Annotated in this window: 23 protein-coding genes, 1 tRNA gene and 1 riboswitch; of the genes, 8 read left to right on the top strand and 16 right to left on the bottom strand. The window is 70.3% G+C overall.

The genetic code is table 11. The features are described 5' to 3' along the window. The first annotated feature begins 86 nt into the window (after positions 1 to 86). Complete coding sequence (locus ACIBEF_RS21510) at positions 87 to 1,022, top strand: 2-dehydropantoate 2-reductase N-terminal domain-containing protein (RefSeq protein WP_396794962.1); 936 nt, start codon at positions 87 to 89, stop codon at positions 1,020 to 1,022. Between the two features lie 194 nt (positions 1,023 to 1,216). Further along, positions 1,217 to 2,155: an LD-carboxypeptidase gene (locus ACIBEF_RS21505; RefSeq protein ID WP_396794978.1), complete on the top strand. Its 939-nt coding sequence runs from the start codon at positions 1,217 to 1,219 to the stop codon at positions 2,153 to 2,155. Between the two features lie 125 nt (positions 2,156 to 2,280). On the opposite strand, the gene ACIBEF_RS21500 is transcribed toward ACIBEF_RS21505, so the two are convergent. The 3 genes from ACIBEF_RS21500 to ACIBEF_RS21490 form a co-directional block, all read right to left on the bottom strand. Then, complete coding sequence (locus ACIBEF_RS21500; protein WP_396794961.1) at positions 2,281 to 2,601, bottom strand: hypothetical protein; 321 nt, start codon at positions 2,599 to 2,601, stop codon at positions 2,281 to 2,283. Positions 2,602 to 2,704: 103 nt separating this feature from the next. Further along, positions 2,705 to 2,778, bottom strand: a tRNA-Gly gene (locus ACIBEF_RS21495). A 269-nt stretch (positions 2,779 to 3,047) separates the two neighbouring features. Then, entirely contained in the window at positions 3,048 to 3,605 is a 558-nt protein-coding gene (locus tag ACIBEF_RS21490) for a pyridoxamine 5'-phosphate oxidase family protein (protein ID WP_396794960.1), read from the bottom strand. 96 nt (positions 3,606 to 3,701) lie between these two features. Here ACIBEF_RS21490 and dcd point away from each other — a divergent pair, with 96 nt between their 5' ends. After that, complete coding sequence (gene dcd / locus ACIBEF_RS21485) at positions 3,702 to 4,280, top strand: dCTP deaminase (protein WP_030332009.1); 579 nt, start codon at positions 3,702 to 3,704, stop codon at positions 4,278 to 4,280. 61 nt (positions 4,281 to 4,341) lie between these two features. Here the strand turns inward: dcd and ACIBEF_RS21480 are convergent, their stop codons facing one another. Next, positions 4,342 to 5,382 carry an NlpC/P60 family protein gene (locus ACIBEF_RS21480; RefSeq protein ID WP_396794959.1) on the bottom strand — a complete coding sequence of 347 codons (1,041 nt, stop codon included), beginning with the start codon at positions 5,380 to 5,382 and terminating at the stop codon, positions 4,342 to 4,344. Positions 5,383 to 5,395: 13 nt separating this feature from the next. Then, positions 5,396 to 5,531, bottom strand: a riboswitch (cyclic di-AMP (ydaO/yuaA leader). A 235-nt stretch (positions 5,532 to 5,766) separates the two neighbouring features. Here ACIBEF_RS21480 and ACIBEF_RS21475 point away from each other — a divergent pair. Further along, positions 5,767 to 7,749 (top strand): N-acetylmuramoyl-L-alanine amidase, encoded by a 1,983-nt coding sequence (locus ACIBEF_RS21475; protein WP_396794958.1) that lies wholly within the window; start codon positions 5,767 to 5,769, stop codon positions 7,747 to 7,749. Positions 7,750 to 7,856: 107 nt separating this feature from the next. Here ACIBEF_RS21475 and ACIBEF_RS21470 read toward each other — a convergent pair whose 3' ends face one another. The 5 genes from ACIBEF_RS21470 to ACIBEF_RS21450 form a co-directional block, all read right to left on the bottom strand. Then, positions 7,857 to 8,870 carry an NlpC/P60 family protein gene (locus ACIBEF_RS21470; protein WP_396794957.1) on the bottom strand — a complete coding sequence of 338 codons (1,014 nt, stop codon included), beginning with the start codon at positions 8,868 to 8,870 and terminating at the stop codon, positions 7,857 to 7,859. Positions 8,871 to 9,037: 167 nt separating this feature from the next. Beyond that, entirely contained in the window at positions 9,038 to 10,039 is a 1,002-nt protein-coding gene (locus ACIBEF_RS21465) for a hemolysin family protein (RefSeq protein ID WP_396794956.1), read from the bottom strand. Next, the gene (locus tag ACIBEF_RS21460) at positions 10,032 to 11,354 is read right to left on the bottom strand and encodes a hemolysin family protein (RefSeq protein ID WP_396794955.1); all 1,323 of its coding nucleotides are present in this window, start codon (positions 11,352 to 11,354) and stop codon (positions 10,032 to 10,034) included. Before ACIBEF_RS21460 ends, ACIBEF_RS21465 begins: the two co-directional genes overlap by 8 nt. Before the next feature lie 106 nt (positions 11,355 to 11,460). Then, positions 11,461 to 13,659 carry a (Fe-S)-binding protein gene (locus tag ACIBEF_RS21455; RefSeq protein WP_396794954.1) on the bottom strand — a complete coding sequence of 733 codons (2,199 nt, stop codon included), beginning with the start codon at positions 13,657 to 13,659 and terminating at the stop codon, positions 11,461 to 11,463. A 204-nt stretch (positions 13,660 to 13,863) separates the two neighbouring features. Continuing rightward, on the bottom strand, positions 13,864 to 14,127 hold the full coding sequence (locus tag ACIBEF_RS21450; RefSeq protein ID WP_112583988.1) for a cell division protein CrgA: 264 nt from the start codon (positions 14,125 to 14,127) through the stop codon (positions 13,864 to 13,866). Positions 14,128 to 14,348: 221 nt separating this feature from the next. On the opposite strand from ACIBEF_RS21450, the gene ACIBEF_RS21445 reads away from it, so the two are divergent. Genes ACIBEF_RS21445 through ACIBEF_RS21430 form a run of 4 tightly spaced genes read left to right on the top strand, consistent with a single transcriptional unit; the run spans position 14,349 to position 17,764 of the window. Beyond that, the gene (locus ACIBEF_RS21445) at positions 14,349 to 15,149 is read left to right on the top strand and encodes a DUF881 domain-containing protein (RefSeq protein ID WP_396794953.1); all 801 of its coding nucleotides are present in this window, start codon (positions 14,349 to 14,351) and stop codon (positions 15,147 to 15,149) included. Then, a complete protein-coding gene (locus ACIBEF_RS21440; protein WP_396794952.1) occupies positions 15,146 to 16,825 on the top strand; it encodes a class E sortase in 1,680 nt (559 codons plus the stop codon). The genes ACIBEF_RS21445 and ACIBEF_RS21440 overlap by 4 nt, the downstream gene beginning before the upstream one ends. Positions 16,826 to 16,829: 4 nt before the next feature. Continuing rightward, positions 16,830 to 17,111: a hypothetical protein gene (locus tag ACIBEF_RS21435; RefSeq protein WP_112583986.1), complete on the top strand. Its 282-nt coding sequence runs from the start codon at positions 16,830 to 16,832 to the stop codon at positions 17,109 to 17,111. Between the two features lie 2 nt (positions 17,112 to 17,113). Next, a complete protein-coding gene (locus ACIBEF_RS21430; RefSeq protein ID WP_396794951.1) occupies positions 17,114 to 17,764 on the top strand; it encodes an aminodeoxychorismate/anthranilate synthase component II in 651 nt (216 codons plus the stop codon). A 55-nt stretch (positions 17,765 to 17,819) separates the two neighbouring features. On the opposite strand, the gene ACIBEF_RS21425 is transcribed toward ACIBEF_RS21430, so the two are convergent. From ACIBEF_RS21425 to ACIBEF_RS21395, 7 genes are read right to left on the bottom strand one after another with little or no spacing between them, the layout of a single operon-like run. Further along, positions 17,820 to 18,506: a vancomycin high temperature exclusion protein gene (locus ACIBEF_RS21425; RefSeq protein WP_396794950.1), complete on the bottom strand. Its 687-nt coding sequence runs from the start codon at positions 18,504 to 18,506 to the stop codon at positions 17,820 to 17,822. A 5-nt stretch (positions 18,507 to 18,511) separates the two neighbouring features. Beyond that, positions 18,512 to 20,329, bottom strand: a complete 1,818-nt coding sequence (gene pknB, locus ACIBEF_RS21420; protein WP_396794949.1) for a Stk1 family PASTA domain-containing Ser/Thr kinase — start codon at positions 20,327 to 20,329, stop codon at positions 18,512 to 18,514. Then, a complete protein-coding gene (locus ACIBEF_RS21415; protein WP_396794948.1) occupies positions 20,326 to 21,735 on the bottom strand; it encodes a protein kinase in 1,410 nt (469 codons plus the stop codon). Before ACIBEF_RS21415 ends, pknB begins: the two co-directional genes overlap by 4 nt. Position 21,736: 1 nt before the next feature. After that, positions 21,737 to 23,242 carry a peptidoglycan D,D-transpeptidase FtsI family protein gene (locus ACIBEF_RS21410; RefSeq protein WP_396794946.1) on the bottom strand — a complete coding sequence of 502 codons (1,506 nt, stop codon included), beginning with the start codon at positions 23,240 to 23,242 and terminating at the stop codon, positions 21,737 to 21,739. Continuing rightward, a complete protein-coding gene (locus ACIBEF_RS21405) occupies positions 23,239 to 24,732 on the bottom strand; it encodes an FtsW/RodA/SpoVE family cell cycle protein (protein WP_396794945.1) in 1,494 nt (497 codons plus the stop codon). The genes ACIBEF_RS21410 and ACIBEF_RS21405 overlap by 4 nt, the downstream gene beginning before the upstream one ends. A 30-nt stretch (positions 24,733 to 24,762) precedes the next feature. After that, entirely contained in the window at positions 24,763 to 26,238 is a 1,476-nt protein-coding gene (locus ACIBEF_RS21400; RefSeq protein ID WP_396794944.1) for a protein phosphatase 2C domain-containing protein, read from the bottom strand. Next, positions 26,235 to 26,720, bottom strand: a complete 486-nt coding sequence (locus ACIBEF_RS21395) for an FHA domain-containing protein (protein ID WP_366609941.1) — start codon at positions 26,718 to 26,720, stop codon at positions 26,235 to 26,237. The genes ACIBEF_RS21400 and ACIBEF_RS21395 overlap by 4 nt, the downstream gene beginning before the upstream one ends. Position 26,721 lies beyond the last annotated feature (1 nt).

The raw sequence follows: 26,721 nt of genomic DNA, 5'->3' as shown, positions 1-26,721 counted from the left end.
TGTTGACAAGTGGAGACTGTCTCCATATTTTGAGAACCGGAGACGGTCTCCGATTATAGGGTACGAGGTGCCGCGTGAAGATCTTGATGTTCGGCCGGGGCGTCATCGGCGCGACGTACGGATGGGCCCTGGAACGGGCCGGGCACCACGTCGAGTTCTATGTCCGGCCGGGGCGGGCGACGGCGTACGGCGATGCGATTGATCTCGACCTGCTCGACGCCCGGCGACGGCCGTGGGGGAAGCGCGTCGCCGAGAGGTGGCCAGTGCGCTACCGCGAGTCGCTGGAGCCGGACCATGACTTCGATCTGATCGTGCTGAGCGTGCAGCACTACGGCTTCGCGGAGGCTGCGGCCTTCCTGGGACCGCGCGTGGGCAGAGCCACCGTGCTCGTCTTCAACAACCTCTGGGTCGAGCCGATGACCGCGACCGAACACCTTCCCGCTGATCAGGTGGCCTGGGGCTTTCCCGGGGCCGGCGGCGGCTTCGGCGACGACGGTGTGCTGCGTGGGGCCCTGCTGCCCATGGTCTTCTTCGGCACTCTCGACCGGCCGCCGACCGAGCGCGAGCGGGCCGTGCGCCAGGTGTTTCGCGAGGCGGGGTTCAGACTCCGGGAGAGCTCCGACTTCCGTGGCTGGCTGTCGATCCACTTCGTTCAGAACGCGGGCCTGCACACGCAGAGCCTCAAGCAGGGCTCGTTGTCCAAGCTGACCCCCGGCAACGTACGCGAAGCGATCCTCGCCACCCGCGAACTCCTGCGGCTCGTCGAGGCTCGTGGCGTTGATCTGCGGCGGCACCGCGGCGAGCTACGTCCTTTCACCGCGCCCGTCTGGCTGGCAGCACCGGCGATGGCCTGGCTGTTCAGGCACTTTCCGCCGATGCGCCTGGTCATGGAAGCCCATGCCAACCCCGAGGAGCTGCGCGCGGTCTGCCGCGACACCCTGGCGGAGGCGCGCAGGCTGGGCGTGGAGGTGCCCCGACTGGAGGCGGCCGAGCCCTACTTCGCTGCCGAGAGAACGGCCTAGGCATCCACGCGCTGGTGCTGAAACGCCTCAGGCGTGCGCCGAAATGAGATGCGTACGGACCGGCACACCTGTTGGATCTCGACATGGAGCATGAGCTTGTTCGTCCCCGAAAAGCGCGCCCCGGGGACCACCTCGCGGTCCTCTCACCATCCTTCGCCGCCGCCGGCGCCTATCCGGTGATCCACGAGCAGGCCATGCGACGGCTTGCCGACCTGACCGGCCTCGTACCTGTCGAATACCCCACCACCCGCCAGGTGGGTGCGACCGCGGCAGCGCGTGCGGCGGACATCAACGCCGCCTTCGCGGACCCCCAGGTACGCGGCATTCTCGCCGTCATCGGCGGTGAGGACCAGATCACTGTCATCCCCCACCTGGACGCCGACCTGGCCCGTGCCGACCCGAAGCCGTTCCTCGGCACCAGCGACAACACCAATCTGCACCACTGGCTCTGGGGACTCGGCATCGCCAGCTTCTACGGCGGATCCTCCCAGGTGCACCTCGGCCCCGGGCCTGCCGTCGACGACGTCCACGTCCGGTCGCTGCGAGCGGCGTTGCTCACCGGGGAACGGCTGGAGATCACGGACCCGGGTGAGTCCGAGGACATCGGCGTCGACTGGGCAGATCCGCAGGCGTTGAAGTCGTTCGGAGAGCGCGAACCGACGGAGCCGTGGAGCTGGCACGGGCCGGCCCGAGCGGTCACCGGCCCCACCTGGGGTGGTTGCCTGGAAGTCATCCAGTGGATCCTGACGGCGGGACGCTTCCCGTTTCCCCCGGAGGTCCTGCACGGCGGGGTGCTGATCATCGAAACCTCGGAGGAGCTTCTCCCAGCCCGCGAGGTCGGCTGGATCGTCCGATCACTGGGTGAACGCGGTCTCCTCAGCGCCGTCGACGCGGTCCTGGTCGCCCGTCCGCCGGTCTCCGACCACACCCGTCGACCCCCGGCCGCAGATCGGGCGCGACTTCGCGAGCAGCAGCGCGACACGGTCGTCGACGTGGTGACCCGCTACAACCCCGAGGCGGTCGTCTGCGTCGGCGTGCCGTTCGGCCACACCAGGCCACAATGGATTCTTCCGCATGGTGGCCCGGTAACCGTCGATGGCGTGGCACGTCGGATCTTCGCCGACTACCGGTGAGGCGCTACGAGACCGAGGATCTTCGTCATGCCCTCCTTGGCATGGCCCTTGACCGCGGAACATCGAAGGCCCGGCTGCCGCCGACCCGCCCCCTGGCACATCACCGAGCGCGGCTAGTTGCTGGGTCACTCCCGCGATATGACGAGCCAAGCCAGCGCAGCTACGGCAACCAGGATCGCCACCGCCAACAAGATGCCCGAGATCAGGAAGGGCATGGGTACGAGCGACGTACTCTCCAGGATCAGCACACTCGTGGCAACCAACATGACGCCAACACCAACGCGGACCCGTCGGGATTGCTGGCTTTCTGTCGGATGCGCGGGCCGAGCCCAGGTAATGGGGAACCGTCGCGACACGGTGAGACGGACACCGAGTGCGAACAGGAGCAAGAAGAAGACCACGAGCACCAGGCGGAAGGCGACCAACACGGAGTTCGCGTCTCTCATGCGGCCATCATTCATGGGGGCGTCAAAGCTGTTGGCGCGAGCCATCACACGACAACGAATGAGGCCCCGGCCAGGAAACATGTCCTGAGCTGGGGCCTCACGGTGGAGCGGGTGACGGGAATCGAACCCGCACTGTCAGCTTGGGAAGCTGATGTTCTGCCATTGAACTACACCCGCAAGCGGCACCACTGTACCCGAGTCGACGAGCCCGTGCACCCAGGCACCCCCGGTGACCGCAGGTGTCCGAAGACGGTGCCGCCGGGGTGATCCACCCGGTTTTCTGGAAGTCGGGGCATCCCGGGCGCCGGGATACCGCGGTTTTGCTGAAGTCGAGTGGATCATGCGGGGGTTGCGGCCCGCCAGGCGTGGCGGGTGTGGCAGGCATGCGCATCGGTGCCGGCTCCGTCACGACGGAGCCGGCACCGATGCGTCTTCCGGTCGTGGGGTCAGGCGGCCGTGCACTGGACGTCACGGCTGAGGAGGGTCGGGCGCGTCTGCGGGACGGCGAGGGGCGCTGCCACCGCCGACTGGGCGTTTGGGTCGAGCCAGACCCGGACTGCCGGCCGACTCGGCCCGAGACCCGGAATGCCCGTGATGTGCTGCTCGCGGCGGGTGAGCATAGCCACGTCGACGGTGAACTCGAAGAGCCGCCAGTCGACCTGCGGCTCGGCTCGGGCGCTCTGTGCCAGCTGCGCCACCCGGATCGGATCGGTCACCGGGCAGGCGTGACCCGCCACGTACGCCTCGTCGTCGCTCTCCTCCGCAGGAAACGAGTGCAGCGCGTAACGGCCGTCACGTTCGAGGTCGCGGCGCTTGGGCGAGTCGATGATGAAGCAGAACAGCCCCTCGGCGGTGATGACCGGGGAGACCGGATGGACGCGGGGCCCGCCGTCGGCACGGACCGTGGCCAGATAGCCGAAGCCCGGCCCGTACTGCTGAAGGAGAACGCGGATCCCGTCGGCGAGTCGGGGCTCGTCGGCGGCGAATTCGGACCAGGAAGCCACGTGGGCATTCTATCGAACAAATGTACGAGCAGCGACCTCGACGCGCTGGTCACCGCCACCGAATCTGGCCGCCACCGGGAAGGCTATGGTGGTCCGATGCTGCTCTCCGACCGTGACCTGGTCTCCGAGATCAAGGCCGGCACGCTGGGCTTGGAGCCGTTCGAGCCCACCCTGGTCCAACCCTCCAGCATCGACGTCCGACTCGACCGGCTGTTCCGGGTCTTCAACAACCATCTCTACACCCACATCGATCCGGCCATGCAGCAGGACGACCTGACCTCGGCGGTCGAGGTCCCCGACGGCGAGCCGTTCGTGCTGCACCCGGGGGAGTTCGTGCTCGCCTCGACGCTGGAGGTCATCTCGCTGGGTGACCAGCTCGCCGGCCGGCTGGAGGGCAAGAGCTCCCTGGGCCGGCTCGGGCTGCTCACGCACTCCACCGCCGGTTTCATCGACCCGGGCTTCTCCGGTCACGTGACGCTGGAACTCTCGAACGTGGCGAACCTGCCGATCACCCTCTGGCCGGGCATGAAGATCGGGCAGCTCTGCATCTTCCGGCTCTCCTCGCCGGCCGAGCACCCGTACGGCTCGGTGGTCTACGGCTCGCGCTACCAGGGCCAGCGGGGGCCGACACCCAGCCGCGCCTGGCAGCACTGGCGCACCTGGCCCACCCGCTAGGACCCAGAACGACGAGGGCCCGCCGCGAGGAGATCGCGACGGGCCCTGCGGTCACACTGGGTCAGCCTGGACGGCCGTAGCTGTGGATCGGTCCGTCGTCGACCTTCTTCATCTTGACCGGTTGACCGGCCTGCGAGGCGTGCACCACCCAGCCGCCGCCGACGTACATGCCGACGTGGTGGATGTCGCTGTAGTAGAAGACCAGGTCGCCGGGGCGCAGGTCACCCTTGCTGACGTTCTTGGTGACCCGGCTCTGCGCGGCGGCGTTGTGCGGGAGCGACACGCCGGCCTTCGCCCAGGCGGCCAGCATCAGCCCGGAGCAGTCGTACGAGTTCGGACCCTCGGCACCCCAGACGTAGGGCTTGCCGATCTGCGCGCAGGCGAACTTGACCGCGGTGCCCGCGCCGCCGCCGGGGTAGCTACCCGGGCAGGGTGCCGGGCGCAGCGGACCGCCGCCGCCGCTGCCGTACACCTTCAGGCGCAGCTTCTGCAGGCGGTCGATCTCGTCGTTGATCTGCTTCTTCTTCGCCGCCAGCTGAGCTTCCGTGCGGGCCAGCTGGGCCACCATCTCGTCCAGTGGCGCCTTCTGCGCGGCCAGTTGGTCGCGCAGGTCGGCCACCTGGCGTACGTCCTTCTGCTGGTTGTGCGCGAAGCGGTCGAGCATTTCGAGCTGGCCGACCACCTCGCTGGGCGACCGGCTGCCCAGCATCGCGTTGACGGTCGAGACGTTCTCACCCATGTAGGCGCGTACGGCAAGGGCGCTGACCTTGTCCATCGCGGCGTCGACCTGGCGCTCGAGCGGAGTGATCCGGCCGGCCAGGGCGTCTGCCTGCTTGCGCTTCGCGGCGAGATCGATGCGGGTGGCGTTGTGCCGTTCGATGATCGGTTCGAGCTTGTTCCAGTCGGCGTCGATCTGGCGCTCGATTTCCGCGACGGAGGGGTCGGCGTGGGCCGCCGTGGCACTACCGGTCAGAACGACGGCGACGCCGGCCAGCGCGGCGAGTGCGGTGGTGAAGCGGGACCAGCGTGGGCGCGGCACGATCGACGCCGGGCCGGCTGATGCCGACCGCTCGGACGACGGCCGCGGGGCATGGAGTGCCACCGGGGTTCCGTACTCCTTCTTCCTGACCGCCTACCGGGTTAGCTGACGGGTTCGGGCGGGAAGTCGGCGCCCTACCGCAGTGGCTGCGGATTCACCCCGAGGGACCTGGGTCCCCGGTTCGCTCGGAAACGACTCGGCGGTGTCGGTCCGTTACCGCCCGGGGTGGGCGGAGCTGCTGTCGGGCCGACAAATGACCAGAGTAGAGACGCCCGTTACCGATCCGCAACCCGTGCGGCCGTGACACTCCGTACGGATTGGACGAGGTCACCGACCGTGTGTGAAGAATTCTTTCCGTACACTTCGATAGATGGAAAGGTATTGACGCAAGCTCCCGGACGGCGCGATGGTGACCTGACCTCACTCCGCGAGAATCTAGGGGGTTCGATGCACCATTCAACCCTGTCGACCGGCTGGCGCGCACTGCTCGCCGCCACCGTGGTCGCCGCCGCGACCACGGTGCCACTCTCCGCCGGCCCGGCCGCCGCCGCGCCCACCACCGACCGCCAGCAGCAGTACACCGACGCGGCCACCGAGTACGGCGTACCGGCCGTCGTGCTGCTCGGCGTCTCCTACCTGGAGTCCCGCTGGGACACCAACGCCGGCACACCGAGCACCAGTGGCGGCTACGGCCCGATGCACCTCACCGACGTGCGGCACGTGGCCGCCCTACCCGGACGCGGTCACCACGACGCCGGTGCCGAGGACCCACGCGGCGACGATTCCCGGCCAGCCCGGGTGCCCGCGCCCCGCCCGGTCGAGGCGCCCGCCCCGTCCACCGCCGCGTTGCAGACCGTCGACGCCGCCGCCGCGCTGACCGGCGCCGCCCCCGAGGCACTGCGCACCGACGCGGGCCTCAACATCCGGGGTGGGGCCGCGCTGCTGGCCGCGTACCAGAGGGATCTGGGCGCGCCGGTCGGCGCGGACACCGACCCGGCGGCCTGGTACGGCGCGGTGGCCCGCTACTCGGGCGCGGACAGCGCCGACGCCGCGGCGGCCTTCGCCGACGAGGTCTTCACCACCATCGGCGCGGGCGAAGCCCGGGTGACCGACGACGGCCAACCGATCACCCTGCCGGCCCGGGCGGTGCGGCCCGAACGTTCCTGGCTGGACCGGCTGGGCCTGCGCCGGCTGGCCCGCCCGGACGGGGTGGAATGCCCCCGCACCATCTCCTGCGAGTGGATCCCGGCACCCTACGAGGCGTTCGGCGACGGGGACTACGGCAACCACGACCTCTCCGACCGACCCACGCGGCAGAAGATCGAGTACATCGTCATCCACGACACCGAGGCGAGTTGGGCCACCACCCTGCAACTCGTCCAGGACCCGACCTACGTGAGTTGGCACTACTCGCTGCGCTCGGTCGACGGGCACATCGCCCAGCACGTGAAGACGAAGGACGTCGGCTGGCACGCCGGCAACTGGTACGTCAACGCGAAGTCGATCGGGTTGGAACACGAGGGCTTCGCGGCGCAGGGCACCTGGTACACCGAGGCGATGTACCGGACCTCGGCGAAGCTGGTCCGGCACCTGGCGCTGCGGCTGGGCATCCCACTGGACCGCCAGCACATCATCGGCCACGACAACGTGCCCGGCACCATCCCCTCGACAGTGCGGGGGATGCACTGGGATCCGGGCCCCTACTGGGACTGGACCCACTACTTCGACCTGCTGCACGCCCCTCGACTGGACACCGGCACCCCGGCCACCGGGCTGGTCCGGATCGACCCGGACTACACCACCAACCAGCCGGCGTTCACCGGCTGCGTCACGGCGGGCGTGCCCTGCGCGCCGCGCGGCTCCTCGGCGGTGGTGCTGCGCAGCGCACCGTCCGCTGACGCGCCGCTGGTCAACGACATCGCGCTCCGCCCGGACGGCAGCCCGAACACGATGGCCGTGTCGGACCACGGGGCCCGGGCGTCCGCCGGGCAGACGTACGCGCTGGCCGGCAGGCAGGGCGACTGGACGGCGATCTGGTACCTCGGGCAGCGGGCCTGGTTCCACAACCCGGCGTCCGCGCCGACCGCCAGTTGGACCGTCGGAGTCGTGGCGACGCCGAAGCCCGGAAAGGCCACCGTTCCGGTGTACGGACGGGCGTACCCGGAGCAGTCCGCGTACCCGGACGGGGTGCCCTACCAGGCGATCTCGCCGCTGCAGTACACGCTGGCCGCCGGGCAGCGGTACGCCGTCGGCGCGGTGCTGGCCGGCGAGTACTACCGGGCCAGCACGTTCGACGGCTCCTCACCCGGGGACTGGACGGTCATTCGCGGCAAGAACCGGTACGCGCAGATCCAGTTCGGCCACCGGATCATGTACGTCGACCTCGCCGACGTGCAGCTGTTGCCCTCCCCGGTGGGGGCACCCCGCTGAGAACCACGACGGCCCCCGGTCGGTGACCGGGGGCCGTCGTGTCGCGCTGGGGCCTGTGTCAAAGTCCTCGGTCGAGCCGAGGCGCTTTGACACAGGCCCTGGGTGGATCAGCCAGGTCTGCGGAAACCGGCGACGGGCATGGTGGTGATGCTGGACACCTGCACCGGTTTGCCGGCGCGTGGCGCGTGCACCATCTGGTTGTTACCCAGATACAGCCCGACATGACTCAGGCCGGAGAAGAAGAACACCAGGTCACCGGGGCGGGCGTCGGCGCGCGAGACGGCCTTGCCCTCGTTCCACTGGTCACCGGTGTGGTGCGTCAGGTAGATCCCGGCCGCCTTGTAGGCGTACTGGGTCAGCCCCGAGCAGTCGAACGAGTTCGGCCCGGTGGCACCCCAGACGTACGGCTTGCCGACCTTGCCGCAGGCGGTCCTGATCGCGGTGCGGGCCGCCGCACTGACCACGCCGTTGATGGTCGGGCAGGCCGCCGTCTTGACGGTGGTCTTGGGCATCGACGCCTCGAGCTGCTTGATCTCGGCGTCGATCTGCTTCTTCTTGGCCGCCAGATCGTTCTGCTGCTTGGTCTGGGTGACGATCAGCGCGTCCAGCTTCTGCTTCTCGCCGTCGTACTTGGCCCGCACGGCCAGCACGCCCTCGACCTCCTTGCGCTCCTGCGAAGCGAGCCGGTCGAGGATGGTGAGCTGCTCGGTGAGCGTGTCCGGCTTGGCGCTGACCAGCAACGCACCGATGTCGTGTGACGGGCCGGAGATGTAGTAGCGGGAGGCGAGGTCGCCGACCCGGTTGAGCGCCAGCTCGCTCTGCAGCGCCAGCGGCTCGATCTTCTTCTGCAGGTTCGCCGACTTCTGCCGGTTGACCTTCAGCTGCGCCCGGACCTTGTTGTACTGCTCGATGGTGGGCTCCAACTGCTCCCACTTCTTGTCGATCTGCGCCTCGATCTCGTCGACCGTGGGCGCGGCATGTGCCGGCGCGGTCAGCAGACCGGCGCCGACCGCCGCCGCGGCGACCAGGATCAGCACCCGGTGCGCGACGCGACGCAGGCCACCAGAGCGAGCAGACGCTTTCAGGTCGTGACGATGAGGGGGCATGGTTGCCACCGGCACCGACTCCTTTGCAACCGACCGCCGGGCGCCTCGCGTGAGGAAAGGGCCGAGGCAGACGACCCACAGCGGTCGGTGCCTCACATTAGGGAAGCTCGCGGCGGTAATCAAGGCGAGGGCGGTAACCATCACTGTCGTGCAACCGCTTGCACACCAAGGGTATTGGTCCATCACCCAACGATTGCGGTCAATACGTCGTCAAGAGTGACCACACCGATCGGCCGTCGCCCGTCGCTGACCAGCACCATGTGCCGCCGTTCGCGACGCATGGCCAGCAGCAGGTCGGCCAGCGTACGGTCCGGCGGCACCACCGCCAGCGGGCGGTAGACGTCGGCCGGCACCGGGGACCGGCGGCCCTGCCCGGCGTACCCGAGCACGTCCTTGACGTGCACGAAGCCGAGCACCCGACGGGTCGACCGCTGCACCACCGGGAACCGGGACCGGCCGGTCCGGGTCGCCAGCACCTCCAGTGACGCCGGCGAGACGTCCTCGGCCACCGTCACCACCGTCGACCACGGTTGCAGCGCGTCCGCCGCCGTCCGGGCGTGCAGGGCCAGCGCGCCGGTGATCCGCGCGTGCTGCTCCGCGTCGAGCAGCCCCTCGGTCCGCGCCTGCGAGACCAACCCGGCCAACTCCTCGGCGGTGAACACCGTCTTCACCGCCTCGGACGCCTCGATCCGCCAGAACCCGAGCACCCTCCGGGCCGCCCATTTCATCGCGAGCAACAACGGTTTGGTGGCCACACAAAATGCCAGCATCGCCGGGCCGAGCCAGAGCGCGGAGACCTCCGGACCGGCCAGCGTGATGTTCTTCGGCACCATTTCACCGACGACCGTGTGCAGAAAGACCACCACGCCCAGCGCCAGCACGAAAGCCACCGGGTGCACCGCCCGCTCCGGGAGGCCCGCCGCGTGGAACGGCGGCTCCAGCAGATGAGCGAGCGCCGGTTCGGCGATCGCGCCCAGACCCAACGAGCAGACAGTGATGCCGAGCTGCGCGCCAGCGATCATCAGCGGAATCTGGTTCATCGCCGACAACGCCCAGCGGGCGCGTTTCGACCCGGCGGCCAGCGGCTCGATCACCGTCCGACGGGACGCGATGAGCGCGAACTCGCTGCCCACGAAGAACCCGTTGCCGAGCAGCAACAGCACCGTCACCAGCAGCTCAGTCATCGTCGTCCGGGTCCGCCGGGCGCAACACCCGGACCTGCTCGATCCGGTGCCGCTCGACCTCGACCACTGTGAACTCCCAGCCGTCCGCCTCGACCGTCTCGCCGGCGAGCGGGATGTGCCCGAGCTGGGCCATCAGGAACCCGGCCAGGGTCTCGTACGGCCCCTCGGGTAGCCGGAAGCCGGTCTGCTCGGCCAACTCGTCGGAGCGGAGCACACCGTCGACCAACACTGTGCGCTCACCGCCCGGCACGGTCAGCTCGTCCGACCCGTTGTCGTCCACGCTCGCCGGGTCGAACTCGTCGGCGATCTCCCCGACCAACTCCTCGACGAGGTCCTCGACGGTCACCACGCCGTCCGTGCCGCCGTACTCGTCGACCACGATGGCCAGGTCGGCCCCGGCCGCCTTCAACGCCGCCAGGACACCGTCCAGGTTCAGGCTCTCCGGCACGTACACCGGCTCGCGGGCCACCGAACCGACCCGGGTCGACGCGCGGTCGGCCAGCGGCACGCCCAGCGCGTCGGGCACCCCGGCCACGCCGGTCACCAGGTCCAGGGTCTCCTCGTACACCGGAAACCGGGTCCGCCCGGTCCGCCGCGACTCCTCCAGAAGCTCCGCCACGGTGGCCGTGGCGCGCAGCGCGACCACGTCCACTCTGGGGGTCATCGCCTCCGCCGCCCGCTTGTCACCGAAGCGGATGGTGCGACGTAGCAGCATCGCGGTGTCCGTGGGCAGCGCGCCGGCCCGCGCCGAGATGCCCGCCAGCAGGCCCAGTTCCTCCGGTGAGCGGGCGCTGGCCAACTCCTCCTGCGGTTCCACGCCGAACGCCCGGACCAGTCGGTTCGCCGAGCCGTTCAACCCCCGGATCACCCAGCCGAACGTCCGGGAGAAGGTGTGCATAGGGCCGGCCGTGGCCAGCGCCGCCGGCATAGGCCGGGCCAACGCCGCGTTCTTCGGCACCAACTCGCCGAAGAGCATGGAGATCAGCGTGGCCAGGGCCAACGCGAGGAACGGCGTGAGCCGCTCCGTGCTGTCCCCGGCCAGCGGGCGCAACAGCGGGGTGAAGAGCCGAGCCAGGGCCGGCTCGGCCAGGTAGCCGGTGAGCAGCGCGGTGATGGTGATGCCGAGCTGCGCCCCGGAGAGCTGGAAGGAGAGTTCGCGCAGCGCCGTGCGTACCGTCAGGGCGGCCTGGTCGCCCGCGGCGGCCCGCCGGTCGATCTCCGCCCGATCGACCGTGACCAGGGCGAACTCGGCCGCGACGAAGAACGCGTTGCCCGCGGTCAGGGCTGCGAAGCCGACCAGGGGCAACAGCGTCATCAAGAGCAGGCCGTCGATGTCGCCTCACCTCGGCGAGATTCTTGCACGACGGCGGCGGCCCCTGAGGGCCGCCGCCGTCGATGAACAGATCCCGGAGGTACGCGTCTCAGCCGCCGATCGGCGCGGTCTCCCTGCCGCCCTGCGGCTGCTCGGGCTTGACCGAGCGGAGCAGCACGCTGGCCACGTCGATCACCTCGACCTGTTCGCCGGCACCCTTGCCGTTGACCCCGTCGTTGAGCATCGTCGAGCAGAACGGGCAGCCGACCGCGACCGTCTTCGCCCCGGTGGCCATGGCCTCCTCGACGCGGTCCACGTTGATCCGCTTGCCGATCTTCTCTTCCATCCACATCCGGGCGCCGCCGGCACCGCAGCAGAAGGACCGTTCGCTGTTACGCGGCATCTCGGTCAGGTCGCCGGCGATGGCGTCACCGAGGACCTCGCGGGGGGCCGCGAAGACGCGGTTGTGCCGACCCAGGTAGCAGGGGTCGTGGTAGGTGACGCCGCCGTCGACCGGCTGCACCGGCGTGAGCTTGCCGGTGGCGACCAGGTGCGCGAGCAGTTGCGTGTGGTGGACCACCTCGAACTCCCCGCCGAGCTGCCCGTACTCGTTGCCCAGGGTGTTGAAGCAGTGCGGGCAGGTCGCCACGATCTTGCGCTTGGCCTTCTCCCGACCCTCGAACGCCTCGTTCAACGTCTCCACGTTCTGCTGGGCGAGCATCTGGAAGACGAACTCGTTGCCGATCCGTCGCGCCGGGTCGCCGGAGCAGGTCTCGCCCTCGCCCAGGATCGCGAACTTCACGCCCGCCTCGTTGAGCAGCGTGGCCACCGCACGGGTGGTCTTCTTGGCCCGGTCCTCGAACGCGCCGGCGCAGCCGACCCAGAACAGGTACTCGAAGTCGTCCGCCTCGCCGACCCGGGGCACCTCGAAGTCCAGGCCCTTGGTCCAGTCCTCGCGGGTGTTCTGCGGGGCGCCCCACGGGTTGCCCTTGTTCTCCAGGTTGCGCAGCATCACCCCGGCCTCGGAGGGGAAGCTCGACTCGATCAGGACCTGGTAGCGGCGCATGTCGACGATGTGGTCGACGTGTTCGATGTCCACCGGGCACTGCTCGACGCAGGCACCGCAGGTGGTGCAGGACCAGAGCACGTCCGGGTCGATCACACCGCCCTCCTCGGCGGTGCCGATCAACGGCTTGTCGGCCTCGGCGAGGGCCAGCACGTCCAGGTGGGCGAGCTGCGCCTGGGTGGCCTTCTCCTCGCCGGTCAGGTCCTTGCCGCCGCCGGCCAGCAGGTAGGGCGCCTTGGCGTACGCGTGGTCGCGCAGGCTCAGGATGAGCAGCTTGGGCGACAGGGGCTTGCCGGTGTTCCAGGCCGGGCACTGCGACTGGCAGCGACCGCACTCGGTGCAGGTGCTGAAGTCCAGGAGGCCCTTCCAGCTGAACTGCTCGACGTGGGCGACGCCGAACTGGTCCTTCTCCGGGTCCGCCTCCTCGAAGTCGAGCGGCTTGCCCTGGCTCGTCATCGGGCGCAGCGCGCCGAGACCGGAGCCGGCCGGCTTGGCCGGCTCCCGCTTGAAGAAGATGTTGGGAAACGCCAGGAAGCGGTGCCAGGCGACGCCCATCGTGACGTTCAGGGAGATGACGATCAGCCACGTCATCGAAATAATGATCTTGATGGCCGCGGCGACGCTGACGCCGTCCGCCCAGTCGGGCAGCACCGCACCGACGGCGTGGCTGACCGGGGTGGCCCAGAACGGGAACTCGAAGTGGTCGGTGGCGACCTTGAAGCCCCGGATCACGAAGCCGAAGATCAGGACCAGCAGCACGATCCACTCGACGAAGTAGCCCTGCCACATGGTCGAGCCGGTGAACCGGGACCGCCCTCCCGGGCGGGTCGGCCGGTTGCGCAGCCGGATCGCCATCAGCACCAGGATGCCGACCAGACCCAGCACCCCGATGATCTCGGTGACCAGACCGAAGATCGTCCAGTGCCCGATGATCGGCAGACCGCCGTCGGTGGTGACCACCTCGAAGTACGCCTCGAGCACCAGCAGCGACAGCACGACGAAGCCGACCATCACGAACCAGTGCGCGGCACCCACCACGCCCCACTTGAGCATCCGGGTGTGGCCGGCCGTCTCCACCAGCATCGTCCTGGCGCGGGCGACCTTGTCGGAGAACCGCTCCGGCGCGGGTTGCCCGAGCCGGATGACTGCCACCATCTTCAGGACCGCACGCACCGCAAGCCACACCGCCACGGCGGTGATGGCGGCCGCGAGGATCGTGGTGACGATCTGGACGCTGCCCATCGAGTTGGCCTCCCCGGTCTGCTACCTGATGACCTCGCTCTGCTCGGTCATGCAGTGCAGCCTACGCGAAGGTTACCCGGGGGTAACGTGAGTCATCTCGCAGTAGGCCGCGCTGCCTGCGCACACCATAGGGGGCCCCACCCGATCCTGCTGGGCAGGGGCTCGACGGGGTGACGTGGGACCGCCGACACGACGGTCGGCGGATCAGCGCCAGCGAGAGAGCAACGCCAGCGAGGCGACCATCGCACCGAAGCCGACGGCGAGGTTCCAGTAACCCCACGCCATGACCGGGTACTCCTGCTCGGACAGGTAGTAGAGCACCAGCCAGCCGATGCCGACGACGATCAAGGCGACCGCGGTGATCGGCAACCACACCGGGCTAGGCTTGCGCGACGACGACGTCGTCGTCGGACGCACGTCCGTCGGCGGGGTGTACACCTTCTTCTTACGGACCTGAGACTTGGGCACGGCGCTCTCCAGAGGGGTGACGACCTCGTCCGGCCTGACAACCGGGCGCGGGGGCGACGGTCCATGGCCAATAATGTTCGAGAGCTAGCGTAGTCCCGATTGGCCGCCCGGACCACGAATGGGGTCAGGCCGGTGCACGGAGTGACCGAAAGAGGCGGGACTGTTCGCATCACCGGCCCAGCCGGCGCGGACCGATCCCCGACACGCGGAAGGAACGCTCGGTGGAGTACACATCCGGCGCAACCTCCTGGCAGAAGGTCCTCCGACGGGCCGCCGCGGGGCTGCTGCCCCGGCGACCGCGCCAACGCCGTCCGGGCTGGTCGATCGGGGTGCCCCTGATCGCCGCGGCGGCCGGGTTGCTCTTCACCACCACCGCGACCACCGCAGGCGGCACCTCTCTCCGGGAGGACCGACGCCCCCAGCTCAACCAGCTCATCGAGGACCGCCGCGAACAGGTCGCCGCCAGCGAGCGCCGCGCCGCCACGCTGCGCGGCGAGGTCGAGCAACGGACCAACACGCTGGCCGGCTCGGACGCCCCGATCAAGGCCCAGCAGAATCGCGCCCAGGGCAGCCTCCAGGACGCCGGGTTCACCGCCCTGGGCGGGCCCGGGGTCACCGTCGAGCTGAACGACGCGCCCCAGCTCGACCAGACGCAGTCAGACGCCAGCAACGACGACCTGGTGGTGCATCAGGGAGACGTACAGGCGGTGGTCAACGCGCTCTGGGCCGGTGGAGCCGAGGCCATGTCAATCATGAATGTCCGCGTGCTCACCACCAGCGCGGTACGCTGCGTCGGTAACACCCTGCTACTTCACGGCCGGGTGTACTCCCCACCGTTCAAGATCGTAGCGATCGGCGATCCCGCTGCCCTCCAGCAGGCCCTCGCCAGCTCTCAGGGAGTCCGGTTGTTCAAGGACGCGGTCGACGACTACCAGCTTGGCTACAAGGAGACTGCCTCCACGGTGCGAGTTCCCGCATTCGAGGATTCCACCGCCCTGCGCTCGGCTACGGTGCCCAAGTGAGCGGGCCGGACGAACGACGCGACGGGCGACACCGGGACCAGACCGACGAGCCGACCGCCTTTCTGCCCAAGGTTGACCGGCCCGAGTCGGCACCGGGCCGACCGACCCCGGCCAGCAACTGGCCCGAGCCGGTGCTGCAGTCGCCACGAGCCGAACAGCCGCAACGACCTGAGCAGCCACTGCGAACCCAGCAGCCGCCACCGAACACCACTCGACCTGCGCCGAGCGGGCCTGCGGGCCGCCCGAGTGTCGAAGCGCCACCGCCCTGGCCGGGCAGCGCAACTGCCGGGCTGGGCTCGCGCGGCGGGGCCGGCGTTCCCCCCGCGACCACCCCCGGACGGCCGTCCGCCGGCAACCAGGGCCCGGTTCGGCCCGCTGCCCCCGGCAACGCCCCGACCCCACCCCCCTCGCCCAGCGCCGCACCGACCCGCCCGCCAGGTGCCGGCAACCCACCAGGTGCCGGCAACCCACCAAGTGCCGCACCGACCCGTCCGGCCACGCCCGGCGGGATGCCGACGCCAACCCGTCCGGCGGCCCCTGGCACGCCGAGCCGGCCGGTCTCCTCCGGCCCTCCGACGCCGCCGCTGGCCGACTCGCCGACCGCGTACATCCCGCAGGTCGCCGCTCGGCCGGCCCGACCCACCGACTCCCCGGTCTCCCCGCCCGCACCAGACCGCGTCGCAGCGACCGGGCCCAGCCGGGTCCCGCCGACCGGGCCGGGCCGGGTGCCGCCGAGCGCTGGCGGGGATCGCGGCGCGGACCCGGCCGCCACCGCGATGATTCCGGCCGTGCCCTCCGCTCCTGCCACCAGGCCGCCGACCATGGACTCGACAGCGTTGATGGGTGCCGTCCCCCGCACCGCCGTCCCGGATGAGCCGACCGGTGCCAACCCCGCCGACCCTCCCCAACCCCGACGCGGCGAGCGGGTGGTGCAACTCCGGCCGCACCAGACCGGAGAGGGCTACAAGAGCGTCTACTCCGAGCTGACCCGCCCGTCGTTCGGCTCGCGACTGCGCACCGGCATCCGCGTCACCGGCGAAGTCCTGATCACCTTCGGCCTGGTCGTCCTGCTCTTCGCCGGCTACGAGGTCTGGGGCAAGTCGGCGATCGTCGACGCCCACCAGAACGAGCTCAACAACGAGTTGGCCCAGGCGTGGGGTCCGACCGACGACCCGACGGTGGCCCCGTCGGTCGGCCCGAGCGTCAAACCGTCCCCACCGGTACGCGGAAAGCCGCTCGCGGGCCTCTACATCCCCAAGCTCGACAAGAACTGGGTGGTCGTCGAGGGCGTCACGCAGGAGGACATCCGCTTCGCCCCCGGCCACTACCCGACCAGTGCGCTCCCCGGCCAGGTGGGCAACTTCTCCGTCGCCGGCCACCGCAACCGGGCCACCTTCTGGCGGCTGGACGAGCTGAATGACGGCGACCCGATCGTGGTCGAGAGCAAGACCGACTGGTACGTCTACCGGGTGTCGCAGTCCCGGATCGTCCGGCCGACCCAGGTCGAGGTGGTGGCGCCGGTGCCCGGCGAGCCGGACAAGAAGGCAACAAAGCGGATGCTCACCCTCACCACGTGCAACCCGAAGTTCGACAACTACCAGCGCCTGATCATCCACGCCGAACTGGACCGCACCCAACCCAAGTCCGCGGGACGCCCGGCGGAGCTGGGAGGCTGACCCGATGTACGCGTTCATCTGGCGCAAGTTGCCGTTCGGCGTGGTCGGGAAGCTGACCGGCTCGGTGCTCCTGGTGGCCGCCACGGTGGCCCTGCTGTGGTACGTCGCCTTCCCGTGGGCCGAGCCCCTGCTGCCCTTCGACGACGTGCAGGTCGAGTCCGGCGTACCTGCCGAGACGGGTGGCGGCGGCGACCCGGTGACCGGGGAGACCCCGGCCGGTGACGAGCACGAACTGCCCTACGACACCGACCAGAACAACTCCGCGCCCCCCTCCCCGAGCAGGTGACCATGCGCGTCCTGGTGATCGACAACTACGACTCCTTCGTGTTCAACCTCGTGCAGTACCTGGGCCAGCTCGGCGTGGACTGCGAGGTCCGCCGCAACGACGAGATCGACGTCGCCGAGGTCGGCACGGTTGGCGCCGACGGCATCCTGCTGTCGCCCGGGCCGGGCAGCCCGGACCGGGCCGGCGTCTGCCTGGACGTCATCCGGGAGTACGCGGGCAAGCTGCCGATCTTCGGCGTCTGCCTCGGCCATCAGGCGATCGGCGAAGCGTTCGGGGCGACAGTGACGCGCGCCCCCGAACTGCTGCACGGAAAGACCTCCGAGGTACGCCACAACTCGGTCGGCGTACTCGCCGGTCTACCCGACCCGTTCACCGCCACCCGGTACCACTCGCTCGCCGTGCTGCCCGAGACGCTCCCCGACGAGCTGGAGGTCACCGGCTGGACCGGCTCCGGCGTGGTCATGGCGATGCGGCACCGGACGCTGCCCATCGAGGGCGTCCAGTTCCACCCGGAGTCGGTGCTCACCGAGGGCGGTCACCTGATGCTGGCCAACTGGCTGGCCAGTTGCGGTCACCCCGAGGCGCTGGAGCGGGCACCCGCACTGGCCGCCGAGGTGGACGCGCGTCGTCTGGCAGCCTTCGCCACCGCCTGAGGGCCGGACGTCAGCGCCCGGTCACCGGATCGTCGGAATCCCGCGCCGGGCCGGGTCAGCCCCGCAGCGCGTCCAGCACCGCAGAATTCGCTGGCGAACGCACCGCCGGCGGTCGGTCGCGCACCGCGTCCCACGCCGCCTTGCCACTGGCGAAGTAGTCCCGCACCGACTTCTCGGCCAGCAGGGCAGCGCCGCAACCATCGCAGCGGGCCGTCACCCCGTCGACGTCGACGCCGAGCTGCCGGCACAGCGTCACCGCCCGGGACAGGTGGTACGACTGGGTGACGATCAGGGCCCGCTCGACGCCGTACACCTCGCGCGCTCTGGCGCAGCTGTCGTAGGTGTCCAGGCCGAACGGGTCGGCCACCACCCGACGCCTGTCGACGCCGCGCTCGGCGAGGTACGTCGTCATCACCTCCGGCTCGTCGCCGGACGCCCCGCTGCCGTCGCCCGACACGAGGACGACAGTGGCCCGCCCGCTGGTCACCAGCTCGGCGGCGGTGTCCAGCCGGCCGGCGAGGCGGTCGCCCGGTCGCTGCCGATCGGCCGCCACCTCGGTGCCGAGCACGATCACCACATCAACGGCCGGCGCGTCGGCGGCGGCGTACACGTGCCCGCGTGCGGCGAGCGTCGTCCACAGCCACGGGGAACTGGCGAGCACCAGCACGACGAGGCCCGCGACGGCCAGCCGGCGGAGGCGGCGAGGCCACCGCCGTACCGCCCCGGCCAGGGGCTTTGACACAGGCCCTAGTCCTGGGGCCGGCCCGGCGGGGGCGGGAACGGCAGACCGACGCCGCCCCCGTTGCCGGGGGTGGTCGGCGTGCCCGTCGGTGTGGTCGTCGGCGTGCCCGTGGGCGTCGGGTCGGTCTCCGGCTCGGGCTGACTCACCTTGATGGTCACCTTCGTGCCGGTGGGCTTCTTCTCCTTGCCGTTCGGGCTCTGGTCGGTGACCTTCCCCGCCTCGGCGGCGGGCACCTCCGGCCCGTTCTGGACGACGACAACGAAGCCGCGGTCCTTGAGGAACCGGGTGGCATCGTCCTGGCTCAAACCGACGACATCCGGCACCTCACGGACCTTGCCGTTCGAGACCGTGAGCTTCACCTTCGTGCCTTCGGGAACGCTCTCGCCCGAGGGCGGGTCGACGTCGAGAACCTCGTCCTGGCTCGCCTCGTCGTCCACCGTCTTGATGTCGTACGTGAGCTTCGCCTCGGTGAGCCGGGCGATGGCGCTCTCCTGCTTGCTCCCCTTGAGCCCGGCGGGAACGCGCACCTCGGGCTTACCGCCACAGATCTGAATGGTGACAGTGCCGTTCTGCTTCACCTGGGTGGTCGGCAGCGGGTTCTGCTGAACCACAGTGCCCTCGGTGCAGTCACTTGCCAGCACCGGCTCACCCACCTGTGGTGACAGACCGGCCTTCTGGATCTCGGCGATCGCCACGTCCCGGGCCTTGCCGGTGAGGGTGGGCACCGACTTCAGCTCGTTGCCCTTCTGCTGGTCCCAGAGCAGGGCGGCGACCAGGGCGATCACGGCCAGCACGCCGACCGCGCTGAACAACGCGATCAGGAACGAGGACGCCTTGCGCTGACGAGGATCGCCCACCCGGGCCGGGATCTGCCCGGTCTGCGGCCCACGGCCGGGAGCCGGATAGCCGCCCCCACCGCCGGCCGGGGCCATCGCCACCGTCTCCGCCTCGCGCAGCACCGGGGTGGCCAGCACGGGCCGGCCGGCGGCGGCGCGGAGCAGGTCGGCCCGCATCTCGCCAGCACTCTGGTAGCGGTTGAGCGGGTTCTTCGACAGCGCCTTGAGCACGATCGCGTCGACCGCCGGGGTGACGTCCGGGTTGATGTCGCTCGGCGTCGGCGGCGTCTCCCGTACGTGCTGGTAGGCGACGCTGACCGGGCTGTCACCGACGAACGGCGGGTGCCCGCAGACCAACTCGAACAGCACACACCCGGCCGCGTACACGTCGGAACGGGCGTCGACGGCCTCGCCGCGCGCCTGCTCCGGGGAGAGGTACTGCGCCGTACCGATGACCGCGCTGGTCTGGGTCATGGTGGTCGCACCGCTGGCCAACGCGCGGGCGATGCCGAAGTCCATCACCTTGACCTGGCCGGTCTGGGTGAGCATCACGTTGCCGGGCTTGATGTCCCGGTGGATGATCCCGTGCCGGTGGCTGAACTCCAGGGCGGCGCACATGTCGGCGCAGATCTCCAGCGCACGGCGCGGTTGCAGTCGCCCCTCGGCGCCGAGGACCTCCTTCAAGGTCCGCCCGTTGACGAACTCCATGACGATGAACGGCAGCGTCTCACCGGTCGGCGCGGTCTCCTCGCCGGTGTCGTAGACCGCCACGATGGCCGGGTGGTTGAGCGAGGCGGCGTTCTGCGCCTCCCGACGGAACCGCATCTGGAACGTCGCGTCCCGGGCTAGGTCGGTGCGGAGCATCTTGATCGCGACGTCCCGACCGAGCCGGAGATCGCGACCACGGTGCACCTCGGCCATGCCGCCATAGCCGAGCAGCTCGCCGACCTGGTACCTGCCACCGAGCAGGCGGGCCTGCGCTGTCATCGCGTCTGTCGTCCTTCGCTCGTCGTCGTCCCGCCGTCGCCCGGCTGGAGTCGTACCTCTCGACGGTACGACGTCCGGGTCGGATCGTCGCGCCCGTCGAGTCGTAGCGCGCCGGACGTCACGGTGCGCGGCGCAAGCCCGGCGGATGCGCCGTCCTGCGACTGCTTCCGTAGGTTGTAGGAAATCACGCCAGAGCAGAGCAGGACCAGCACGGCCAGCAGGATGGCGAGAAGCACCATTCCAGGCCGGGACCGCTGGGGCTGGGGCGACGGCGTCGCCGGGCCGGCCTGCCGGGCGTACGCCGGCGGGTGTTCCTGCCGGGGCGGCCCGGACGGCACCGCTGCCGCACCGCGTGGGTAGCCGTTCGGGGCCCCCTGCGGGCGGACGGGCTGGACGGCCGGCGCGACGGCGGTGGGGCGTGGCTGTTGGGCGGGTGCGACAGCGGTCGGCCTCGCTCCGGCCACCGGCGGGCGGGCGGCCGGCGGACGCATCTGGTGCGCCTGCGGCACCTGGGCCCGGCCCGGCGCGGCCGGCGAGGCGGGCGCCGCGGACACCGGCCCTGAGTTCGCGCCGGCCCGAGCCTGCTGGGAGAGCGCGGCCTTGAGCTGACGGGCGACCCCGGCGAGTGCGGCGGCGCTCGGCCAGCGGGCGGCAGGATCCTTCGCCAGCGCCCGTTCGACCAGAGCGCGCACCTGCGGAGGGATGTCGGCCGGCAGGGGCCGGGGGGTCTCCCGGACGTGCCGCATCGCGATGTCGAGGGGGTTGTCGCCCTCGAACGGCCGCCGACCGGCCAGGCACTGGTAGGCGACAACACCCAGGGCGTAGACGTCGGACGCCGGGGTGGCCACACCACCGGTGGCCTGCTCCGGTGAGATGTACGAGGCGGTGCCGAGCACCGAACCGGCGGCGGTGAGCTGGCCGACCATGTCGGAGCGGGCGATGCCGAAGTCGGTGAGCACCAGTGTGCCGTTCGGCCGGACCAGCAGGTTGCCCGGCTTCACGTCGCGGTGCACGATGCCCTTCTCGTGGGCGGCGTGCAGCGCGTCGGCGGCCTGCGCGACGAGGGCCATCGTCCGCGCCGGGGTGAGCCGGCCGACCCGGCTCAACGTGGACGACAGGGCGTCACCCTCGACGTACTCCATGACCAGGAAGGCGATCTGCTGGTCGTTGCCGAAGTCGTAGACGTCCACCACGCCGGGATGGTTGATGGTCGCCATGGTGCGGGCCTCGCCGCGGAACCGCTCGCCAAAGTCCGGGTCGTCGAGCAGAGCGGGGAGCAGGCTCTTCACCGCGACCGTCCGGCCGAGCACCTGGTCGGTGCCGCGCCAGACGTCGCCCATGCCGCCGCTGGCGATCCGCTCGTCGAGACGGTAGCGGTTGCCGAGCTGCACGCCGGGGCTGAGCATGTCAGCGACCCCCTGGGTCGGCGATGGCGGCCTTCATGATCTGGCCGGCGATCCGAGCCGCCTCGGCGCTGCCACCAGGGCCGGCCTGCTCCAGCATCACGCAGACAGCGGAGACCGGGTTGCCGTTCTTGTCCAGGGCGAAGCCGATGAACCAGCCGTGATCGGGCCGGTCCGGAGCGGACTGGGCGGTGCCGGTCTTGCCGCCGACCGTGTAGCCGTTGATCGCGGCCTTCCGCCCGGTGCCGTTCTGGACCACGCTGACCATCATCTCGCGCAGGTCGGCGGCGACCGGCGGCTCGACGGGCTGGCGCAGCTCCCGCGCCTTCGCGCTGTAGTAGCTGGTGGTCCGGTCCGGGGCGAGCAGCTGCCGCACAAGGTACGGCCGCATCTGGCTGCCGTTGTTCGCGATCGCGCCAGCGATCATGGCGCCTTCGAGCGGGGTCATCCGGACGTTGTTCTGGCCGATCGAGGACTGGGCCAGTGCGGCCTGGTCGGTGGTGCCGTCCGGGTTCTGGATGTCGCCGGTCCGACTGGCCGCCGTGGGCAGGCCGCCCTCGCCGAGCTGGCCGACGGTCAGATCGTCCTGCTCGAAGCCGAACTGCCGGGCCTTTTCCTTGACGGTCTCCGCGCCGAGCCGTACGCCGAGCTGCGCGAAGCCGGTGTTGCACGACTCGGTGACCGCCTCCAGCAGGCTGACCTTCGGCTCCGGGCAGATCGAGGCGGCGGCGTTACGGATCGGGGTGCCCGAGGTGGGCGGGGTCCAGCTGGAACCGGCCGGAATCTGGGTGGCCTTGGTGATGCCGTTCTCCAGTGCCGCCGCCGCGACCACGATCTTGAAGGTGGAGCCCGGCGGCAGCGTCTCGGAGAGCGCGCGGTTCTTCAGCGGACCTTCAGGGTCCTTCTCCAGCTTGTTGTACGCCGCCGCTGCCTCGTTGGTGTCGTGGCTGGCCAGCGGGTTCGGGTCGAAGCTCGGCATGGACACCAGCGCCTGGACGGCACCGGTACGCGGGTCGATGGCGATCGCCGCGCCCCGCTTCGCACCCACCTCGTTGTTGCGCAGCTGGTCGTACGCCACGTCCTGGGCCCGCTTGGAGAGCGAGAGCAGCACGTTGCCGCCGCCGGTGTCGTCGCCGGTGAACATGTCCTTCAACCGGTCGCCGATCAGCTGGTCGCTGGTGCCGGCCAGGAAGTCGTTCTCGGCCCGCTCGATGCCCTGGTCGGCCAGGTTGACCGGCTTGTAACCGAGCACGTGGGCGTACTTGGCGCCGCTGGGATACATGCGCCGGAACTTCAGGTTGCCGGTGGTCTCCTTGCTGGTCGCCAGGGCCGTGCCGCCAGCCTCGATGTTGCCGCGCTTGCGGTCGTACTCGGCGACCTGGACCCGACCGTTGTAGTCGCTGGTCCGGTATTCATCCGCCTTGTAGGCCTGGATCCAGTTGAGGTTGGCGAAGAGCAGACCGAACAGGACCATGACGACGACGCCAACGCGGCGCAGGGGTGCGTTCACGGCTTGATCACCTCCGTGGGAGCACCGTGCAGCTGCTCGGGCGGGCCACCGCTGGGACGAGCCGCCTTGCCGCCGCCGCCTCCCGTCACCGGTCGGCGGGCGCCGTCGGAGACCCGCAGGAGCACCGCGATGAGCAGCCAGTTGGCCATCAACGACGACCCGCCGGCGGACAGGAAAGGGGTCGTCTGACCGGTCAGCGGGATGAGCTTGCTGATCCCGCCGACGATCACGAAGACCTGGAGGCCGAGGGTGAACGCGAGACCGCCGGCGAGCAGCTTGCCGAACGAGTCCCGTACCGCCAGCGCGGCGCGCAGCCCGCGCTCCACGATGAGCAGGTAGATGACCAGCAGGGCGGAGAGGCCGAAGAGGCCGATCTCCTCACCGATGCCGGCGAAGATGAAGTCGTTCTGCACCTCGGGCAGGATCTCCGGCTGACCGCCGCCCGGCCCGGCACCGAAGAGCCCGCCCGTGCCCAGGGCCAGCAGGCCCTGCACGAGTTGGTAGCCCTTGTTGGTCGGGTCGGCGAACGGGTCGAGCCAGATCTCCGCCCGCACGTAGAAGTTGGCGAACGGCCCGCCGACCGTCGAGCCGAGGACGTAGGCGAGGTACGCGCCGCCGAAGAAGAGGACCAGGCCGATCAGCAGCCAGCTGACCCGTTCGGTGGCGATGTAGAGCGTCACCACGAACATGCCGAAGTAGAGCAGCGAGGTGCCCAGGTCCTTCTCGAAGACCAGCACCAGGACGCTGATCAGCCAGACGCCGACCACCGGCCCGAGGTCGCGGCCACGCGGAAAGTCGATGCCGAGGAAGCGCCGACTGGCCAGCGAGAGCACCTCACGCTTGCGCACCAGGTAGTAGGCGAAGAAGACCAGCAGCGCCAGCTTGGCGAACTCACCCGGCTGGATGGAGAAGCTGCCGACCCGCACCCACAGCTTCGCGCCGTTGATCTCGGAGATGCTCGACGGCAGCACCGCCGGGATCATCACCAGCACGATGCCGGCCAACCCCAGGGTGTACGCGTACCGCGAGATCGACCGGTGGTCGCGCATGATCGCGAGCAGGGCGGCGGCGAGGATCACCGCACCGAGCGTCCAGGCCAACTGACGCCCGCCCTGCCCCGCGAAGACGGCAAGGCCCTCCCGCTCGGCCACCGGGGCGTCGCCCAGGTCGATCCGGCGCAGGAAGCCCACCCCGAGCCCGTTGAGCAGGGCCACCGCCGGCAGCAGCGCCGGGTCGGCGAACGGGGCCAGGAACCGGATGACCAGGTGCAGGCCGAGGAAGACCGCGCCGAGCGCGGCGGCCGGCATCCAGAAGTCCGGGGTGACCGTGTCCAGCAGGTTCGCCTCGACGGTCGCCCCATACGCGGCCACCAGCACCATCGCGAGCAACAGCAGGTACAGCTCGGCGTTGCGGCGGGACCGCGCCAGGCGTACGCCGGATTGCTCGCCCGCGGTGGCGGGCGAGGGTGCCGGTGTGGCCGCTACGGTCACGGGTGGAGTCCTCAGGATCTCAGCCGACGCTCACTCAGGAGACCGGCAGCCGGCCGGGTCGAGCGCCGGCGGGGCCGAGTCGGAGGGCGTGACGTCGGGTGTGGTGGTCGCGCCGGCCCCACCGAGAGCGGTGGTGGCACCCGCGGTCGGGCTTGCGCTGACAACCCCGTTGGGGGTCGGCGACGCGTTGGCGCTCGGGCTGCCGTTCGGGGTCGGCGTCGAACCGAGTGGGGTCGGCGTCGGCGTCGGCGTGGTGACCCCGACGGCGGTCGGGTCGAGCGGGCAGAGCGGCTTCAGGTTCGGGTTGCTCGGCGTGTCGCTGGTCAGCTCGGCGAGCTGACGCTCGGCGTCCGGCTCACTCTTCGCCCGGATGCCGACCTTGACGGTGTCCTGCGCGGCGACGGTGAGGTCGTCCAGGCGGGTGCCGCTGCGGCGGTGCACGCTGGACAGGTCCATCCCGGCGATCTGACCCTGGACACCGCGGAAGACGGCAACCTGGCCCTCTTCGGTGGCTCCCACGTAGTACTGCCGCTGGGTGTACGTCCAGCCACCGAACGACGCACCGCCGACGATCACCAGCAGGGCCAGCGCCATGGCGGCGGTCCGGACCGGGCGTCGCTTCGGCCGGTCGGCGTCATCGTCGGAGGCCGCCGGCTCCTCGGGTGCGGCCGGACGCGGCGCGGAGAGCGCCGAGGCTCGGGCGGCCGGAGTCGAGTCGTCGGCGGAGGTCGCCATGCCCCGGTCCCGGGCGGCGGCGCCGCCCACGATCGGGGTCGCCTCGACGATGTCCTGGTCGGTGGCGTCGGCGATGATCACCGTGATGTTGTCCGGCCCACCGCCGCGCAGCGCGAGCTGCACCAGCCGCTCGACGCACTGCTGCGGGTCGGTGTACTCCCGCAGGGTCTCGCCGATGGTTTCGGCGCTGACCACACCCGAGAGGCCGTCGCTGCAGATCAGGTACCGGTCGCCGGGCATGACCTGGCGGACCGAGTATTCCGGGTCGATGTCCCGACCGTCGAGGGCACGGGTGAGCAGCGACCGCTGCGGGTGGCTGCTCGCCTCCTCGGCGCTGATGCGGCCTTCGTCGACCAGCATCTGGACGTAGGTGTCGTCCTTGGTGATCTGCGCGAACTCGCCATTGCGCAGCAGGTAGGCCCGCGAGTCGCCAATGTGGACCATCCCCAGCTTGCTGCCGGTGAAGAGGGTCGCCGTCAGCGTGGTGCCCATCCCCTCCAACTGCGGGTTGGCGTCCACTGTGTCGCGGAGTTGTTGGTTGGCGGTGCCCACTGCCGAACGCAACGCGTCGACGAGAGCGTCCCCTGGGACGTCCTCGTCGAGCGGCGCCATGGCACCGATGACGATGTTGCTGGCGACGTCACCGGCGGCCATACCGCCCATGCCGTCGGCAACGGCGAGTAACCGCGGCCCGGCGTAGACGGAGTCTTGATTGCCGTCTCGGATCAGACCGCGGTCGCTGTGGGCCGCATAGCGCAGGGTCAGAGTCATGGCCGTAATTCGAGGGAAGTGCGGCCGATCCGGATCGGCACGCCGAGGGGGACGGGGGTTGGTCCGGAGACCTTAGCGCGATCGAGGTACGTGCCGTTAGTCGAGCCGAGATCCTCGACGTACCACTGCCCCTCACGCGGCACGAGCCGGGCGTGTCGCGCGGAGGCGTAGTCGTCGGTGATGACCAGGGTGGAGTCCTCAGCCCGACCGATGGTGATCTGCGCTTCCCCGAGAGTGATTTTGGTGCCGGCCAGCTGACCGGCCGTCACCACCAGTTGGTGTGCCGCTCTGCCCCTTTTCACCTTCGCTGGCTTGGCCCCCTGCCCCGTCGAGGCGCCCACCGCGCGTGGCGCGGCCACCAGACGACCGGACCGGGCGCCCGCGAAGAGGTCCCTGCGGATCACCCCGACCACCGTGAACACGAAGATCCACAGCAGGATCAGGAACCCGAACCGGGCAACGGTGATGACCAGTTCCGGCAAG

This window comes from Micromonospora sp. NPDC050795 (assembly GCF_044456785.1).
Lineage (GTDB): Bacteria > Actinomycetota > Actinomycetes > Mycobacteriales > Micromonosporaceae > Micromonospora.
This window is presented reverse-complemented; position numbering and strand designations above follow the sequence as displayed.